The 16048-nt window shown below is 38.2% G+C and carries 16 protein-coding genes; 15 read left to right on the plus strand and 1 reads right to left on the minus strand.

Annotated features, from left to right (window positions below; all coding sequences use genetic code 11):
- Positions 1–151: 151 nt before the first annotated feature.
- Genes IGI87_RS05430 through IGI87_RS05460 form a run of 7 tightly spaced genes read left to right on the plus strand, consistent with a single transcriptional unit; the run spans position 152 to position 7530 of the window.
- The gene (locus IGI87_RS05430; protein ID WP_368552505.1) at positions 152–1105 is read left to right on the plus strand and encodes a N(4)-(beta-N-acetylglucosaminyl)-L-asparaginase; all 954 of its coding nucleotides are present in this window, start codon (positions 152–154) and stop codon (positions 1103–1105) included.
- A 19-nt stretch (positions 1106–1124) separates the two neighbouring features.
- Entirely contained in the window at positions 1125–1454 is a 330-nt protein-coding gene (locus tag IGI87_RS05435; protein ID WP_248857916.1) for a PTS sugar transporter subunit IIB, read from the plus strand.
- An 18-nt stretch (positions 1455–1472) separates the two neighbouring features.
- On the plus strand, positions 1473–2828 hold the full coding sequence (celB, locus tag IGI87_RS05440) for a PTS cellobiose transporter subunit IIC (RefSeq protein WP_002384702.1): 1356 nt from the start codon (positions 1473–1475) through the stop codon (positions 2826–2828).
- 17 nt (positions 2829–2845) lie between these two features.
- A complete protein-coding gene (locus tag IGI87_RS05445; protein WP_438736422.1) occupies positions 2846–3364 on the plus strand; it encodes a GrdB-related putative oxidoreductase in 519 nt (172 codons plus the stop codon).
- Positions 3365–3400: 36 nt separating this feature from the next.
- Positions 3401–5863 carry an ATP-dependent DNA helicase gene (locus IGI87_RS05450; protein WP_438736423.1) on the plus strand — a complete coding sequence of 821 codons (2463 nt, stop codon included), beginning with the start codon at positions 3401–3403 and terminating at the stop codon, positions 5861–5863.
- Positions 5860–6825, plus strand: coding sequence for an asparaginase (locus IGI87_RS05455; RefSeq protein ID WP_002357976.1), 966 nt, complete (start codon positions 5860–5862; stop codon positions 6823–6825). The genes IGI87_RS05450 and IGI87_RS05455 overlap by 4 nt, the downstream gene beginning before the upstream one ends.
- A 21-nt stretch (positions 6826–6846) precedes the next feature.
- Positions 6847–7530: an HD domain-containing protein gene (locus IGI87_RS05460; RefSeq protein ID WP_438736424.1), complete on the plus strand. Its 684-nt coding sequence runs from the start codon at positions 6847–6849 to the stop codon at positions 7528–7530.
- Positions 7531–7546: 16 nt separating this feature from the next.
- Here IGI87_RS05460 and IGI87_RS05465 read toward each other — a convergent pair whose 3' ends face one another.
- Positions 7547–8041 carry a YajQ family cyclic di-GMP-binding protein gene (locus IGI87_RS05465; RefSeq protein ID WP_002357974.1) on the minus strand — a complete coding sequence of 165 codons (495 nt, stop codon included), beginning with the start codon at positions 8039–8041 and terminating at the stop codon, positions 7547–7549.
- Between the two features lie 234 nt (positions 8042–8275).
- Between IGI87_RS05465 and IGI87_RS05470 the strand changes: the two genes are divergently transcribed.
- The 8 genes from IGI87_RS05470 (at position 8276) to scrK (ending at position 16041) form a co-directional block, all read left to right on the plus strand.
- Positions 8276–9232: a YitT family protein gene (locus IGI87_RS05470; protein ID WP_104854337.1), complete on the plus strand. Its 957-nt coding sequence runs from the start codon at positions 8276–8278 to the stop codon at positions 9230–9232.
- A 202-nt stretch (positions 9233–9434) separates the two neighbouring features.
- Positions 9435–10304 carry a class II fructose-bisphosphate aldolase gene (locus tag IGI87_RS05475; protein ID WP_002357972.1) on the plus strand — a complete coding sequence of 290 codons (870 nt, stop codon included), beginning with the start codon at positions 9435–9437 and terminating at the stop codon, positions 10302–10304.
- A 173-nt stretch (positions 10305–10477) separates the two neighbouring features.
- Complete coding sequence (locus IGI87_RS05480) at positions 10478–11770, plus strand: UDP-N-acetylglucosamine 1-carboxyvinyltransferase (protein ID WP_438736425.1); 1293 nt, start codon at positions 10478–10480, stop codon at positions 11768–11770.
- Positions 11767–13059 (plus strand): transcription termination factor Rho, encoded by a 1293-nt coding sequence (gene rho / locus IGI87_RS05485; RefSeq protein ID WP_113793831.1) that lies wholly within the window; start codon positions 11767–11769, stop codon positions 13057–13059. The genes IGI87_RS05480 and rho overlap by 4 nt, the downstream gene beginning before the upstream one ends.
- A 100-nt stretch (positions 13060–13159) precedes the next feature.
- Positions 13160–13429 carry a type B 50S ribosomal protein L31 gene (locus tag IGI87_RS05490; RefSeq protein WP_002357967.1) on the plus strand — a complete coding sequence of 90 codons (270 nt, stop codon included), beginning with the start codon at positions 13160–13162 and terminating at the stop codon, positions 13427–13429.
- A 237-nt stretch (positions 13430–13666) separates the two neighbouring features.
- Entirely contained in the window at positions 13667–14731 is a 1065-nt protein-coding gene (locus IGI87_RS05495) for a DUF916 and DUF3324 domain-containing protein (protein ID WP_438736426.1), read from the plus strand.
- Complete coding sequence (locus IGI87_RS05500; protein ID WP_421502916.1) at positions 14724–14936, plus strand: hypothetical protein; 213 nt, start codon at positions 14724–14726, stop codon at positions 14934–14936. Before IGI87_RS05495 ends, IGI87_RS05500 begins: the two co-directional genes overlap by 8 nt.
- Before the next feature lie 226 nt (positions 14937–15162).
- A complete protein-coding gene (gene scrK / locus IGI87_RS05505) occupies positions 15163–16041 on the plus strand; it encodes a fructokinase ScrK (protein WP_002361643.1) in 879 nt (292 codons plus the stop codon).
- Positions 16042–16048 lie beyond the last annotated feature (7 nt).

Below are 16048 nucleotides of genomic sequence, written 5' to 3' on the forward strand. Positions count from 1 at the left end.
GTATGAGAAGAAGCCAATGTGTTTCGTAGAGGTCGCATACGTGTATCTTCTATTTTTCTGTTTAAAATTTCATTTCCAGTATATACAAAACAGTATATACTAGTTTATAATAGTGGAGAAATGTAAGCGTTAACGAAAGGGCGGATGGAAAATGACTTGGGGTGCAATTGCGACATGGCGGATGGCACATGATGGGTTACTAAAAGCTACAGAAGAATTACAACAAGGAGGTGCTGCAGGCACGGCCGTGGAACAATTAATTAAAGAAGTAGAAGACTATCCTTTTTATAAGTCAGTGGGCTACGGCGGTTTACCTAATGAGGAAGGGATTTTAGAAATGGATGCTGCCTATATGGATGGAGACACATTTGCAATTGGTGCTGTGGCAGGAATTACAGATGTTAAAAATCCGATTTCAGTGGCTAAAGCATTAAGTAAAGAGAAATTTAATAGTTTTCGTGTTGGCGCAGGTGCAACGAAATATTCAATGTTGCACGGTTTTGAAAGAAAGAATATGTTGACAGAACGCGCTAATCAATGGTGGCAAAAGCGTTTAAAAGAAATTCAGGAAAATCAGTTGGACCCCTATGATGGGCATGATACTGTCGGCGCTATTACGTTAGACCAAACAGGATCAATGGCAGCTGGCACTTCCAGTTCGGGACTCTTTATGAAAAAAGCAGGACGTGTCGGCGATTCACCACTGTCAGGTTCTGGTTTTTATGTTGATAGCGAAATTGGTGGTGCTGCGGCTACAGGATTAGGTGAAGATTTAATGAAAGGCTGTCTTTCTTATGAAATCGTCCGTTTAATGGGGGAGGGGCGCTCGCCACAACAAGCATGTGATCAAGCGGTCTATGCTTTTCACGAAAAATTGACCCAACGTTATGGGAAAGCAGGAGCTTTTTCACTGGTGGCCATGAACAAACAGGGAGACTGGGGCGTAGCTACGAATGTGGAATTTACTTTTACGGTTGGTACTGATATGCAGCAACCAGAAATTTATATTGCAAATCCAGGCAAGAATCATACCACAGAGATTCAGCCAATTTCACAAGAATGGTTAGCGGCCTATGAAAAAAGAATTAAAGCACCAATTGAATAAATGAGGAGAGTGAAGGAACATGAGTAAAAAACAAATTTATCTTTTTTGTGATGCTGGAATGTCTACAAGTATTATGGTGAATAAAATGATGGAAGTGGTTGAAAAACATCAAATGCCTTTAATGATTACTGCTTTTCCTATTGCAAGAGCACAAGAAGTGGTTGAAGCAGAGAAGCCTGTTGTTATTTTATTAGGACCACAAGTCCGTTTTTTATTAGAAAAAACAAAAGAACAATTTGCTCCTCAAGGGATTCCTGTCGCTGCAATTGCGCCAGAAATTTATGGCATGATGGATGGCGAAAAAGCATTGAAAGAAGCGCTGCGGTTAATTAAGCAAAATAAAAAATAATAGATAGGAGTGACGACCGTGCAAAAATTTTTGGATTGGTTAGAGCGCGTATTGACCCCGTTGGCAAAAGTGATAGGAGAAAATAAGTATTTAGTAGCGATTCGTGATGGCTTCCTTTTATCAACGCCCTTGTTGATTGTTGGTTCGGTCTTCTTATTAATTGCTAATTTTCCTTTGCCACAATGGGATACTTGGATGTCTCATTTGCTTGGTAAAGACTGGGCGACAATGATGTCTGTTCCAGCTAGTGCTAGTTTTGATGTAATGACCATTCTGGCCGTTGTCGGTATTGCCTATAGTTTAGGGAAACAATTCAATGTGGATGCAATGCAAGCAGGAATTATCGCATTGGTTTCATTTTTTATTGTAACGCCTTATCAAACATTATTTACACCGGAAAATAGTTCAAAGGTTTATGAAGTTACCAGTTTACCTTTAAAATGGATGGGTTCCAGTGGCTTGTTTTTAGGAATGATTGTCGCGTTAATTGCGACTCGTTTATTTGTGGCCATTGTTCGTAAAGGGTGGACAATAAAAATGCCAGAAGGAGTGCCACCAACAGTGGTTAAGTCTTTTGAGGCTCTGATTCCGAGTTTTTTAGTTGTTACTCTCATGTTTTTAGTCAATTGGCTGGCTGCTTTAACTCCTTATGGTAATTTACAAGATGTTATTTTTGAATTTCTACAAACGCCCTTATTGAGTCTTGGTAATACCTTAGGTGCAATGAGCATTGCTTATTTATTTTTACACTTCTTTTGGTTCTTTGGCATTAACGGAGGTAGTGTGGTTGGCGCAGTCTTTAATCCTGTTTTGCGGGCATTGTCTGTTGAAAATTTACAAGCATTTAAAGACGGTCATGAAATTCCCAACATCATCACTGGGCAATTTCAAGATATGTTTGCAACATTTGGTGGCGCCGGTTCCACACTCTCATTAATCATTGTGATGGTCTTATTCTGTAAAAGTCAACGAATTAAAAAGCTTTCGCAACTTTCACTAATTCCTGGTGTTTTTGGGATTAACGAACCAATCATTTTTGGGTTACCAATTGTTTTAAATCCAATCCTTTTAATTCCATTTGTCTTAGTACCTGCGATTAATATTATTATTGCCTATTTTGCTATGGATTGGGGCTTAGTTCCATTGACGAATGGTATTCAATTGCCGTGGACGACCCCGCCAATTATCTCAGGATTTTTAGTCAGCGGTTGGCAAGGATCAATTCTGCAAGCTCTCTTATTGGTACTAGGAATGTTCATTTATTATCCTTTTATTCGAGTTATGGATGACCAATATTTACGTGAAGAATGGAAAGCACAAGAAGAAGAGAGTGAAGAAATAGATTTTGATTCCTTTGACTTCGATGATTTATAAATAAGGAGGAAATAGGCGTGAAAAAAATCCTTTTAGTCTTAAACCACAGTTTAGCAGGATTTGGCAGTGATGAACAAGCTCAGTTGAAACCAAGTGGTAAAAAAGCTCCCTTAGGTCCAGGGGTAACATTGCTACCATTTATACAGAAGCAAGGAGCGGAAATTGTTGCGACCCTTTATTGTGGAGACCAATATTATTTGGAAAACGAGGAAGAGGTAGCAAAGAAATTTATTGGCTTTGCAAAAAAGTTTCATGCCGATGCGGTTCTTTGCGGACCTGCCATGCATTATCCTAATTTTGGAGAAATGGCCGCTCGTCTAGCTTGTAAGTTTAATGCTGCGGGCATTCCTGCAATTGCAGCGATGGCAGAAGAAAATCCAGCAGTCAGTCACTATTATCAGCAAGTGCCAATTGTGAAGATGCCCAAAAAGGGCGGCATTGGTTTAAATAATTCGTTTAAACAAATGGCGCAATTGGTTGTGGCAAAAGCAAATGGCAAAGAAACCAAACAGTTAGAAGAAACGAGTTGTTTTTAATTGTTGATAATCTAAAGAGAAATCCAGAATGAACGCATGATTGTGTTCGTTTTGGATTTTTTGCTTTTGTTTAGCGAATGTATGTTCTATAATAGGGAGGCAGATAGGTGGGATTACGTGAAATCAACGAGAAAAATTGCAGTTCGTCAAGTGGTCGAATTTATTTTAAGGCGGGGAAGTATCGATTCTCGCCATGTGAGTGAACATACACCACAAGAAGGTAGTCGCCTTCATCGAATGTTGCAAAAGGAAGCGGGGAGCCTTTATCAAAAGGAAGTATCTTTAAAAATTGAGGTGCCTTTAAATGGCCATAATTATTGTGTAGAAGGTCGTGCAGACGGCATTTTTGCGAAAGAAACTGGTCAAGTGGTCATTGATGAAATTAAAACATCCGAACCAGCGTTTGAAGAATTGCCGCCAGAAAAAGTCGAATTGTTTTGGTATCAAGCGATGTGTTATGGTCATATGTATTGCCAACAAGAACAGCTTTCTGAAATAATAATTCAACTCACTTATTATCAGACCACTACGAAACAAATTACACGACAAGAACGCCATTTTACAGAAGCTGCATTAGCGGAGTTTTTTACTGATTTGATGAGGCGCTATGAACAGTGGGTAATTTTTAAAGAAGAATGGCGTATTTTGAGAAATAAATCATTAAAAAATCTTAGTTTTCCTTACGGAGAGTATCGCAAAGGACAACGAGAATTGGCGGTAGCCGTCTACAAAACGATTCTTAGTAAACAGCGGCTCTTTGTGGAAGCACCAACTGGAACTGGCAAGACAATGTCCACTCTTTTTCCAGCAATGAAAGCAATTGGTGAAGAAGAAGGTGAACGGATTTTTTATTTAACAGCTAAGACCATTACGCGGCAAGTGGCTGAAGATGCCGTCAAAGCGCTGTCCGAAAAACAAGCGCAAACTAAGAGTATTACGTTGACAGCAAAAGATAAAATTTGTTTTTTAACTGAACGAAATTGTACGCCAGAACATTGCCCGTTTGCTGACGGCTATTATGATCGTTTAAATGAGGGACTGTGGGATTTATTGCAGCATGAAAATCATTTAACGAGAGAGGTTATTGAACGGTATGCACAAAAGCACCAATTGTGTCCATTCGAGTTGTCGCTAGATGCAAGTCTTTGGTGTGATTTAATTATTGGCGATTACAATTATCTATTTGATCCAACGGTTTATTTGCGGCGCTTCTTTGAAGAACCCCAAAGTGCAGAAGAGAATATTTTTTTAGTGGATGAAACCCATAATTTGGTTAATCGTTCACGGGAGATGTATTCGGCCGCTATTTCTAGGAATGCGGTTTTACAAATTCAAAAAAGATTGCAAAAAGAATCTGTTCAATTAAAAAGAGCTTGTCAAAAAGTCTTAACTACGTTTGATGATATTGAAGCAATCTGTGAAGAAAAAGACACGGATTTTTTTGCCCAACGCGCGCCAATTGATTCATTAGTTAAACAGATACATCAATTAACAGAAGTAATTGCAGAATGGTTGCCAGAAAATCAACACATTGAGGAATTGGCGTCGATTCTCAGTTTTTATTTTGATTGTTTAAGTTATCTTCGAATCAGTGAGTATTACGACAACGGCTTTTATACGTCTATTTCTTTGCGAAACTATGACTGTGTTGTGAAACAATTTTGTGTCGATCCGGCTTATTTATTGTCACAACGATTAGATAAAGGGAAAGCGAGTATCTTATTTTCGGCAAGCTTAACACCTCTGAATTATTATCAAGAAGTGCTTGGTGGAGGTGAAGAAAGCCTACGTTATCGGATTCCGTATCCTTTTCCAGAAGAAAATCAATTGCTGATGATCGGTAGTCATCTTCAAACAACCTATAAAAACCGTGAAAAAAGTTATCCACAGATTAGTGAACTTTTAGGCAAGCTAAGTGAAACAAAAACAGGCAACTATTTAATTTTCTTTCCTTCCTATGCCTATATGGATGATGTCTATCAAGTATTTAGCCAACGTTATCCGCAAGTAAAAACGCAAATTCAGGGGACGGACTTAAACGAAAAAGAGCGGGAAGCATTTTTAGCTGAATTTAAAGAGAATCCTCAAGAAACTTTCATCGGTTTTTGCGTTTTAGGTGGTATATTTTCAGAAGGAATTGACTTGAAAGGTACTCGATTGATTGGTACGATAATTGTTAGTGTCGGGCTACCACAAATGAATCCAGAGCAAGAACTGATCCGCACTTTTTATCAAGAAGAGCGAGGGCAAGGGTTTCAATTTGCGTATCAAATTCCTGGTATGAATAAAGTCTTGCAAGCGGCTGGACGTGTCATTCGAGATGCGCAAGATAAAGGCTTTGTCTTGTTATTAGACGAACGGTTTGAATTGCCAAGTGTCCAGCGTTTCTTTCCGCCGCATTGGTTGGCGTATCGAAAGGCAGACGCCAATGAACAACTCATTCAACAAGTGAGACAATTTTGGTTAAAAAATAAAGAAAACGAAGGAGGAAACAAATGAAGACCATTTTAGTCCTTCATACAGGTGGGACCATTTCCATGTCGAAAGTAGCAGGAGGAAGTGTTGCCCCAAATGAAAAAAATCCGTTGATGGAACAAGAAGCATTATTTTCTGGCAAGGTTCATTTAGTTGTCGAAGATATTTTTAATATTCCCTCACCACACATGACCTTAGAACGGATGTTTCAATTAAAAGAACGGATTCAAAAAGCTTATTCTGAACCAATTGATGGCGTTGTTATTACGCATGGAACAGACACATTAGAAGAAACAGCCTATTTTTTAGATATAACCTTAGAGAAAAAAATTCCCATTGTTTTAACAGGAGCAATGCGGTCAAGTAACGAAATCGGTAGTGATGGCTTGTATAATTTCATCAGTGCTATTTGGACTGCTTGTTCAGACGAATCGTACGATAAAGGTGTTTTAGTCGTGATGAATGATGAAATTCATACGGCACGGTATGTGACAAAAACACATACAACGAACGTCGCAACGTTTCGGACGCCAACTTTTGGACCAATTGGAACCATTGCGAAAGAACGTGCTTTTTTTGCGAAAGAGGTTTTACCGCAAGAAGTCTGCGATGTTTCTTCTGTGAAAGGAAATGTTCACGTAGTGAAGGCCTATGCGGGGATGGGTGAACGGATGTTTGAATTATTAAACACCCCAGAAACGGATGGGTTAGTAATTGAAGCGCTAGGTGCGGGCAATTTACCGCCAGAAACGCTCCCAGCATTACAAAAAATGCTAGACAACGGGATTCCAGTTGTTTTAGTTTCTCGATGTTCCAATGGCATTGCTGAAGATATCTATGATTATGCTGGCGGTGGCGTTGGCTTGAAAAAAATGGGGGTCGTTTTTGCTCGTGGCTTAAACGGACCGAAAGCGCGAATTCGTTTAATTGTTGGTTTAAACAGTGAAAAAAATCCTGCAGAGTTAAAAGAATTCTTGGAACAGTAACTAATTTTAAGGAGAAAATAAATGAAGCTGTTTGAACGCATTTATCAAGATATTGAAATTCGACAAATTTATGATGCAATTGGTCAAATGGAAGATGAAGAAGCTGGGTGGGCCTACCATAATTGGTTTCATGTAAACAATGTCGTAGCCATGACGGAAATGATTTTGAAACAACTTGCTGTTTCAGAGGAGTATTTAGAAGCGGCAAAAATTGCGGCACTGCTCCATGATGTGGGTGCGCTACAAGGAAAAGCAGGACATGCGCTTCGTGGGAAACAATTTGCAGAAGCATATTTTCGTAAGCAAAAGATTTGTTTGCCTTATCAAGAAGAAATTTTATCTTCTATAGAAAATCATAGTAATGGCTTTGATTCGGAAGAGTTAATGACGCTAGCGCTAATCATTAGTGATAAATTAGATATTACAACCTCTCGTGTAGCAAAGGCTGGTTATTTCGTGCCGGGAATGCGGCAATTTCAATTTTTAAGGAAAATTGAAATTATGCTTTCAGAACAAGAGGTTTGTGTCTCGTTTACGGCAGAAGAAGAACTGAATTTAGAAGAATTAAATGCGTTTTATTTTATGCCAAAGGTTTTCAAAGCGATTGCTGCTTTTTCAGAAAAAATCAAGCGCCAACCAATTGTTTTATTGAATAATCAAGAATGGCCAATACCAAAACCAAAAAATCCTTCAACTGTTAATTAACAGTTGAAGGATTTTTTTAGCGATAATTATTAAACTCAAGAGCCATTGGCAAATCTAATTCTCGTAAAAGAGCCATGACTTTTTGTAAATCATCCCGACTTTTTCCAGTTACCCGAATTTTGTCTTCTTGGATTTGTGACTTAACTTTAATCCCTGAGTTTTTGATAGCTGTGTTGATTTTTTTGGCATTTTCTTTATCAATACCACTAATTAAATCACCATATTGGCGGGCGGTACCGCCTAAGGCTTTTTCACTTTCTGAGAAATGAATATTTTTAATCGGAACATTGCGTTTGACTAATTTTCCAAATAAAATATCCTTCACTTGCTCGACTTTATAATCATCTTCAGCTACGACCACTAATTTATCGTTTTCCAATTTAATATCAGCAATTGACCCTTTAAAGTCAAAACGATTTTTCAATTCTTTCAAGGCAATTTGAATTGCGTTTTTGACTTCCTCCATATTGACCTCTGAAACTACATCAAAACTTGCTTCTTTTGCAGCCATGTAAAAACCTCCTAAAATATTCTTTGCTTCATCATATCATGAAATAGCAAAAAAGGTTAGGTTAGAATCATTTTGAATAGAGAAATTAGCAGATCAAATTTTAGGGATATCTTCCCGCATTCTTTCATGGAAATGTTGCAAAAAAATTTTTTTCAATGTTCGCTTTTAGCCCCTTTTCTTTTAGGATAGAACCTGTTATTCTAAGTCAGAAGAATAGCGAAGGAGCGAAGCAAAATGAGTCGATTGGTTAGTACTTACCAAAGAAATGAATCGATAAAAAAAATAGCAGTGATGGCGATAACCGCCTTGACTTCCGCGGTCGGTTTGAATTTCTTTTTAATTCCGGCAAAAGTTTTTTCGGCAGGGATGAACGGAATTGCGCAAATCATTGCTACATTATTATATACAAATTTAGGGATGCATATTAATACAGGAATCTTCATTTTATTTTTAAACATTCCTGTCTTTGTTCTAGGGTTTGTAAAGTTAGGGAAACAATCAACGATTCTTAGTTTCATCAATGTTATTGGCATTTCCGTTGTCACTATGTTCGTGCCAATCGTAACAGTCACAACGAATCCTTTGATGAACGCAATTATGGGTGGTGTGTTAGTCGGCGTTGGCGCAGGACTTTCATTGAAAATGGGTTTTAACACTGGCGGCATGGACATTATTTCACTGATTCTTTCAAAAACAACAGGGAAAACAGTTGGTAATTTTATGTTCCTATTAAATGGTATTATTGTGCTGTTGGCTGGTTTTGTATTTAACTGGGAAAGTGCGTTGTATACCATTATTTCTATTTACTGTTTGAGTCAGGTGGTTGACATGATTCATACCAGTCACCAAAAAGTCACAGCAATGATTGTCACCACGAGACCAGAAGCCGTTGCCTTAGAAGTTTCTCAACAAATCGCTCGTGGCATGACCTTGTTACCTTCAATCGGCGGCTATTCAGGTGCAGAAGGTCGGATGATTATGATGGTCATTACTCGCTACGAACTCTATGATTTAGAACAGGCAGTTTACAGTATCGATGAGAATGCCTTTGTAAATATTTTACCAACACAATCGGTTTTAGGGCGTTTTGCAAATGAAGATGAACAACGGATTTTTCATAGTACAGGAACATTTCCTGAGCTTCAATCCTACAAGGTGAAACGTTATCCACCAAAGAAAAAATTAAAATAGCAAGTCGGCCTTCAGATCCCAAAGTGATAACGGGAAAACTGGAGGTTTTTTTATAAAAATGAAGGTTATGTGAAAGAATAGACAAAAATTTTCTGAAAAAGGGAATTTTACTAGAAAAGTGTCAGGAATTCTGCTAAAATAGAACCGTTGGTTAGGGAACACCTAACAAATAAAGTTTTTAAAAACTTAGGAGGAATTTTTTATGCCAGTAGTATCAGGAGCAGAATTCTTAAAAGCAGCACGTAAAGGCGGCTATGCAGTAGGTGGCTATAACACAAATAACTTAGAATGGACACAAGCGATTTTAGAAGCAGCAGAAGCTAAAAAAGCACCAGTTCTAATCCAAACATCAATGGGCGCTGCTAAATACATGGGCGGCTACAAAGTAGCTAAAGACATGATTACTAATTTAGTAGACTCAATGAATATCACAGTTCCAGTAGCAATTCACTTAGACCACGGTGACTACGAAGCTGCTTTAGAATGTATCGAAGTTGGCTATACTTCAATCATGTTTGATGGTTCTCACTTACCATTCGAAGAAAACTTAAAATTAGCGAAAGATGTAGTTGAAAAAGCTCACGCTAAAGGTATTTCTGTCGAATGTGAAGTTGGTTCAATCGGTGGTGAAGAAGACGGAATCATCGGTACTGGCGAATTAGCTGATATCGAAGAATGTAAACAAATGGTTGCTACAGGTATTGACTACTTAGCATGTGGTATCGGTAACATCCATGGTCAATATCCAGAAAACTGGAAAGGTTTAGCATTTGATCACTTACAAGCGATTGCTGAAGCTGTCGGTTCTGATGTACCTCTAGTATTACACGGAGGTTCTGGTATTCCTCAAGAACAAATCGAAAAAGCAATTTCAATGGGTATCTCAAAAGTTAACGTAAATACAGAATTCCAATTATCATTCGCTAAAGCAACACGCGAATATATTGAAGCTGGTAAAGATTTAGAAGGTAAAGGTTTTGACCCTCGTAAACTATTAGCACCAGGTAAAGCTGCAATCATCAAAGATGCAGAAGAACACATTGATTGGTTCGGTTCAGCTAACAAAGCTTAATCAACTAGTTACGTTAAAGACAGTCACAGCACGTGGCTGTCTTTTTTATTTTTTGTTATTTTTTCATTCTATTAAAATACCTGAGAAGTTTTCTTTTTTCTTAAGCTTGATTATGATAGAATGATTGGGTAGTTTATTTAGAAAACGTATATTATAGATAGGTGAGAATATAAATGAAAAAAATCGTAATCAATGGGAATCGTCCATTAAAGGGCGAAGTAACCATTAGCGGCGCCAAAAATAGTGTAGTCGCTTTAATTCCAGCTGCTATTTTAGCAGATTCGCCCGTGACTTTAGATGGCGTTCCTGATATTCAGGATGTTCACTCATTAATTGAAATTTTAGAAATTATGGGTGCTAAAATTACTTTTGAAAATAATACATTAATTATTGACCCAACAGAAGTTGTTTCTGTGCCAATGCCAAAAGGAAAAATCAATAGCTTACGTGCGTCCTATTATTTTATGGGCTCACTTCTTGGTCGATTTGGGGAAGGTGTTGTCGGTTTACCTGGCGGTTGTTACTTAGGACCTCGTCCAATTGATTTACATATCAAAGGATTTGAAGCATTAGGCGCTCATGTTACCAACGAACATGGGGCGATGTACTTGAGAACAGACGATGATGGCTTACAAGGAACACGAATTTTCATGGATATGGTGTCTATTGGCGCTACAATCAATGTCATGTTAGCCGCAGTCAAAGCGAAAGGCAAAACGATTATTGAAAATGCTGCGCGTGAGCCAGAAATTATTGATATTGCTACATTATTAAATAACATGGGTGCAAAAGTTCGAGGAGCTGGAACGGACGTTATTCGAATCGAAGGTGTCGAAGAATTACATGGCTGTCGTCACTCGATTATTCCAGATCGAATTGAAGCTGGGACTTATTTAGCTATGGCAGCAGCTATGGGTGAAGGAATCAAGGTTCGAAATGTTATTTATGAGCACTTAGAAAGCTTCATTGCGAAATTGCAAGAAATGGGCGTTAAGATGACGATTGAAGAAGACATGATTGAAGTTCATCCGTCATATGATCTGAAAATGACGACGGTGAAAACCTATCCATATCCTGGTTTTGCTACAGACTTACAGCAACCTTTAACGCCATTACTTTTAAAAGCGCAAGGAACTGGTGAAATTATCGATACCATTTATGCTCAACGAAATAAGCATATTCCTGAGTTGGTACGGATGGGGGCTGATGCTTCAGTTGAAGGCAATATGATTATCTTAAATGGTCCAAATCATTTGCATGGTGCAGAAGTAGTTGCCTCTGATTTACGGGCTGGCGCTTGCTTAGTCACTGCCGGGTTGATGGCTGAAGGTACGACCACAATTTATAATGTAGAATATATTTTACGTGGATACGACCACATTATCGAAAAGTTAACTGCTTTAGGTGCCGATATTCAAATGCTAGAAACCGAAGAACAAGAAGGTCCGTTTGAGGTGGATCAATGAGCGACTATTTAACAATGGCTGAATTGGAAAACAGTACGTTAAAAGATATTTATGCGTACGCGAAAGAGTTTAAAATTCCTTATTATAGCCAAATGAACAAAAAAGAATTGTCTTTAGCTGTGATTCGCGCACAAGCTGAGAAGCAAGGGTTTTTCTTCATGGAAGGGATTTTAGATATTGTTTCTCAGGATGGTTATGGATTTTTACGGCCAATTAATTATGGACCAAGTGCAGAAGACATTTATATTTCTTCTTCTCAAATTCGTCGTTTTGGATTGAGAAATGGGGACAAAGTAGCTGGCAAGGCGCGTCCACCAAAGGAATCAGAACGTTACTATGGACTCATGCATGTTGAAAGTGTCAATGGGAAAGATCCTGAAGAAGCGAAAGAGCGACCACATTTTCCCGCACTAACACCGTTGTATCCTGAAAAACAATTAACGTTAGAAACCACAGCTGGCAGATTATCAACACGAATGATTGATGTATTTGCCCCAATTGGTTTTGGGCAACGTGGTTTAATTGTAGCGCCGCCAAAAGCAGGAAAGACAAGTGTTTTAAAGGAAATTGCTAATGGAATTACAGAAAATCATCCTGAGGTGGAATTGATTCTGTTATTAATTGACGAGCGTCCTGAAGAAGTGACTGATTTAGAGCGAAGCGTTAAAGGAGATGTGGTTTCTTCAACTTTTGATCAACAACCACAAAATCATACGCGAGTAGCTGAATTGGTTCTGGATCGAGCAATGCGCTTAGTTGAAGACAAACGAGACGTAGTTATTTTAATGGACAGCATCACTCGTTTAGCACGGGCCTATAACTTAGTGGTCCCGCCTAGTGGTCGAACCTTAAGTGGCGGAATAGATCCAGCTGCATTTTTCAAACCTAAACGATTTTTTGGTGCTGCCAGAAATATCGAAGAAGGAGGTAGTTTAACTATTTTAGCCACAGCCTTGGTCGATACAGGTAGCCGAATGGATGATGTTATCTATGAAGAATTCAAAGGCACAGGCAATATGGAGCTCCATTTATCTCGTGAATTAGCAGAGCGCCGTATTTTCCCAGCAATTGATATTAAAAAATCAAGTACGCGAAAAGAAGAGTTATTAATGACACCAGAACAACTAGAGGAAACGTGGAAGTTGAGAAACAATATGTCGGGAGACTCGCTGGAATATACGGATCAATTCATAAAAATGTTAAAACGGACCCAAAATAATCAACAATTATTTGAAGTTTTTCATGATGTTTCGTTTGGTAAACAAATTAAAAGAAATCCAAAAAGATAATTGCATACCAGCTGAAAACATGGTAAGATAGCATTGTTGTATACCGACAAAATAACTCTGATACAGCAAATGGATCAGGGCAAAGGAGCGAAAAAAACGTATGAAACAAGATATCCATCCAAATTACCAACCAGTAGTATTCATGGATTCAACAACTGGTTTCAAATTCCTTTCAGGTTCAACTAAAGGATCTTCAGAAACTGTTGAATGGGAAGATGGCAACACTTATCCATTATTACGTGTTGAGGTTACTTCAGACTCACACCCATTCTACACTGGTCGTCAAAAATTCACACAAGCCGACGGACGTGTGGACCGTTTCAACAAAAAATACGGTCTCAAAGACGAAAACGCAAATCCAGACGCATAGTCTTTCAAAACATTGTTATGACAAGGTTTATAGAGATTTTCCACTGTGGTGGAAAATCTCTTTTTTTGCGTTGGATAGGCAGTTTTAATTCAGAGAAAAGAAATAAAGCAACTTACCAATCTTTTCCTCTTTCTTTTCAAGATTATCCTTCCCAAAGGTCAAAGATTGATCATCATTGTTTCGCTGGTTTGTTAGACTAGTAAGTACATTCAGCTTTATAAAGGAGATTTTGAAGAAATGAGTAGAAAAAAAGTCGGTGTTTTCTGTCTATTTCTATTTTTCACATTTTTTATTATTGTTCCAAAAGTAGAAGCGACAGAAGAAATGAAGACTAAATTTACAGTAACGCCTGTTTTGCCAGAAAATCAAGTGTCAGGAACATCTAGTTATTATGATTTAATTGTGGCACCAAAGCAATCTTCCACTATTGCCTTAGACATAAAAAATAAGACAGACGAAAAATTGTCCGTCGTATTGACTCTAGCAAATGCATCAACAAATGATAATGGATTGATTGTATACAATGATTTTGATAAACCACTTGATTCATCGTTAAAGGTTCCGCTGACAGACCTAGTTACTTTAGAAAACAAGGAAGCGAGTGTGCCTCCTCATCAAACAGTATCAGCAAAGATGAAGGTGAAGGGACTTGATCAGCCTATTAAAGGAGTTATTTTAGGTGGAGTTTACGCGCATCTTAAAGATGAAAATACAGAAGAAAAGACCCAAACAACGGGATTAAGCAGTCGCTATGGGTTTAATGTTGCGATTGCTATGAGGAGTGCTGAGAATGTTCCTTTAACAGAGATGAACCAACTGAAATTAGCGAAAGTAACCCCTACAATTGCTCTAGGGGTCAAATCACTAAAGGCAGTCATTCAAAATCCGTATGCTGCTATTTTTCCAGAAGTTCGTTTAGAAGGTCAAGTGGTAAAAAAAGGATCCTCTAAAAAAATTGCACAACGGACACTAAAAAATGTCCGCTTTGCCCCGAATAGTTCCATGAATTTTCATCTTGATTTGGGCAAACACCCGCTAGATGCTGGGACTTATATTTTTACAGGACGTGCTATTTTACAACAAGATGAACAACAGTCTTGGCCTTTTCAACAAGAATTTACGATTAACACTCGTGAAGCAAAAAAATTGAATCAAGAAGCTACGGTCAAATGGGTCCTACCTACATGGTGGTTACCGACTTTCTACACGTTGTTAGTAATCACAATCGGGGCAATTTGTAGTGTCATTTGGCGCAATAATTATCAAAAAACAAGCGAAAAGGAGAGTGAGAATAATGGCTAGTTGGTTTTGGTTGTCTGGCTGTTTAGCGGTCATTTGTTTTATGTTTTTCCTCTTTTCTTTGCTGACTAGTATGAGTTTTATTCAGCATGCAAAAGAACCCAGAAGTATTCTAAAAGAAACGCTTTTAAGTTGGTTAATGCTTTTACTTAGTGGTGGGTGGATCACAATCGGACTATTGTTATATTTTTCGCTAAAGAATCAATAAACAAAAAACGAGCATTCATTGTTAGATAACCGTGAATGCTCGTTTTTTTGTTTTAGGAAAATGCTCTTTAGCAACTTGCCAGATTTCATTGGGCAACCTGACTGAAATTGTCAAATTGTTCTGTCGAAACGACAAAAAAGTGGTAAACTAAACGTGTATGTTAGTTATTTAATCAAAAGTAATGTATCCGCTTACTTATAAAATGGAAACGAAGGAGCATATTGCAATGACAGAAAAACTTTTAGGAAGTATCGAAGCCGGTGGCACAAAATTTGTATGTGGCGTTGGGACAGATGATTTGACCATCGTAGAACGTGTCAGTTTTCCCACAACAACCCCAGAAGAAACAATGAAAAAAGTAATAGAATTTTTCCAACAATATCCTTTAAAAGCAATTGGGATTGGTTCGTTTGGTCCGATTGATATTCACGTTGATTCTCCTACGTATGGTTATATCACTTCTACACCAAAATTAGCTTGGCGTAACTTTGACTTGTTAGGAACTATGAAACAACATTTTGATGTGCCAATGGCTTGGACAACGGATGTGAATGCTGCGGCATATGGTGAGTATGTTGCTGGAAATGGGCAACATACATCTAGTTGTGTATATTATACAATTGGAACTGGTGTTGGCGCTGGAGCGATTCAAAACGGTGAGTTTATTGAAGGATTTAGTCACCCAGAAATGGGGCATGCGTTAGTCCGTCGTCATCCTGAAGATACGTATGCAGGAAATTGTCCTTATCATGGAGATTGTTTAGAAGGGATTGCAGCAGGACCAGCAGTTGAAGGGCGTTCTGGTAAAAAAGGTCATTTATTGGAAGAGGATCATAAAACTTGGGAACTAGAAGCTTATTATTTAGCGCAAGCAGCGTACAATACTACTTTATTATTAGCACCAGAAGTGATCATTTTAGGTGGCGGCGTCATGAAACAACGTCATTTGATGCCGAAAGTTCGTGAAAAATTTGCTGAATTAGTCAATGGATACGTGGAAACACCGCCGTTAGAAAAATACCTGGTGACGCCTCTTTTAGAAGATAATCCAGGAACAATTGGTTGCTTTGCGTTGGCAAAAAAAGCTTTAATGGCTCAAAAATAACCATTTA

Origin of the sequence: Enterococcus sp. DIV1444a (assembly GCF_051712125.1) — a bacterium.
Classification (GTDB): domain Bacteria; phylum Bacillota; class Bacilli; order Lactobacillales; family Enterococcaceae; genus Enterococcus; species Enterococcus faecalis.

Bases quoted from the DNA above. Each gene is read 5' to 3' on its own strand.
- scrK (WP_002361643.1), top strand. From the start codon at position 15,163: ATGACAGAAAAACTTTTAGGAAGTATCGAAGCCGGTGGCACAAAATTT.
- IGI87_RS05480 (WP_438736425.1), top strand. From the start codon at position 10,478: ATGAAAAAAATCGTAATCAATGGGAATCGTCCATTAAAGGGCGAAGTA.
- IGI87_RS05500 (WP_421502916.1), top strand. From the start codon at position 14,724: ATGGCTAGTTGGTTTTGGTTGTCTGGCTGTTTAGCGGTCATTTGTTTT.
- IGI87_RS05475 (WP_002357972.1), top strand. From the start codon at position 9,435: ATGCCAGTAGTATCAGGAGCAGAATTCTTAAAAGCAGCACGTAAAGGC.
- IGI87_RS05460 (WP_438736424.1), top strand. From the start codon at position 6,847: ATGAAGCTGTTTGAACGCATTTATCAAGATATTGAAATTCGACAAATT.
- IGI87_RS05450 (WP_438736423.1), top strand. From the start codon at position 3,401: ATGATTGTGTTCGTTTTGGATTTTTTGCTTTTGTTTAGCGAATGTATG.
- IGI87_RS05470 (WP_104854337.1), top strand. From the start codon at position 8,276: ATGAGTCGATTGGTTAGTACTTACCAAAGAAATGAATCGATAAAAAAA.
- IGI87_RS05495 (WP_438736426.1), top strand. From the start codon at position 13,667: ATGAGTAGAAAAAAAGTCGGTGTTTTCTGTCTATTTCTATTTTTCACA.
- IGI87_RS05455 (WP_002357976.1), top strand. From the start codon at position 5,860: ATGAAGACCATTTTAGTCCTTCATACAGGTGGGACCATTTCCATGTCG.
- IGI87_RS05490 (WP_002357967.1), top strand. From the start codon at position 13,160: ATGAAACAAGATATCCATCCAAATTACCAACCAGTAGTATTCATGGAT.
- IGI87_RS05465 (WP_002357974.1), bottom strand. From the start codon at position 8,041: ATGGCTGCAAAAGAAGCAAGTTTTGATGTAGTTTCAGAGGTCAATATG.
- IGI87_RS05435 (WP_248857916.1), top strand. From the start codon at position 1,125: ATGAGTAAAAAACAAATTTATCTTTTTTGTGATGCTGGAATGTCTACA.
- rho (WP_113793831.1), top strand. From the start codon at position 11,767: ATGAGCGACTATTTAACAATGGCTGAATTGGAAAACAGTACGTTAAAA.
- IGI87_RS05430 (WP_368552505.1), top strand. From the start codon at position 152: ATGACTTGGGGTGCAATTGCGACATGGCGGATGGCACATGATGGGTTA.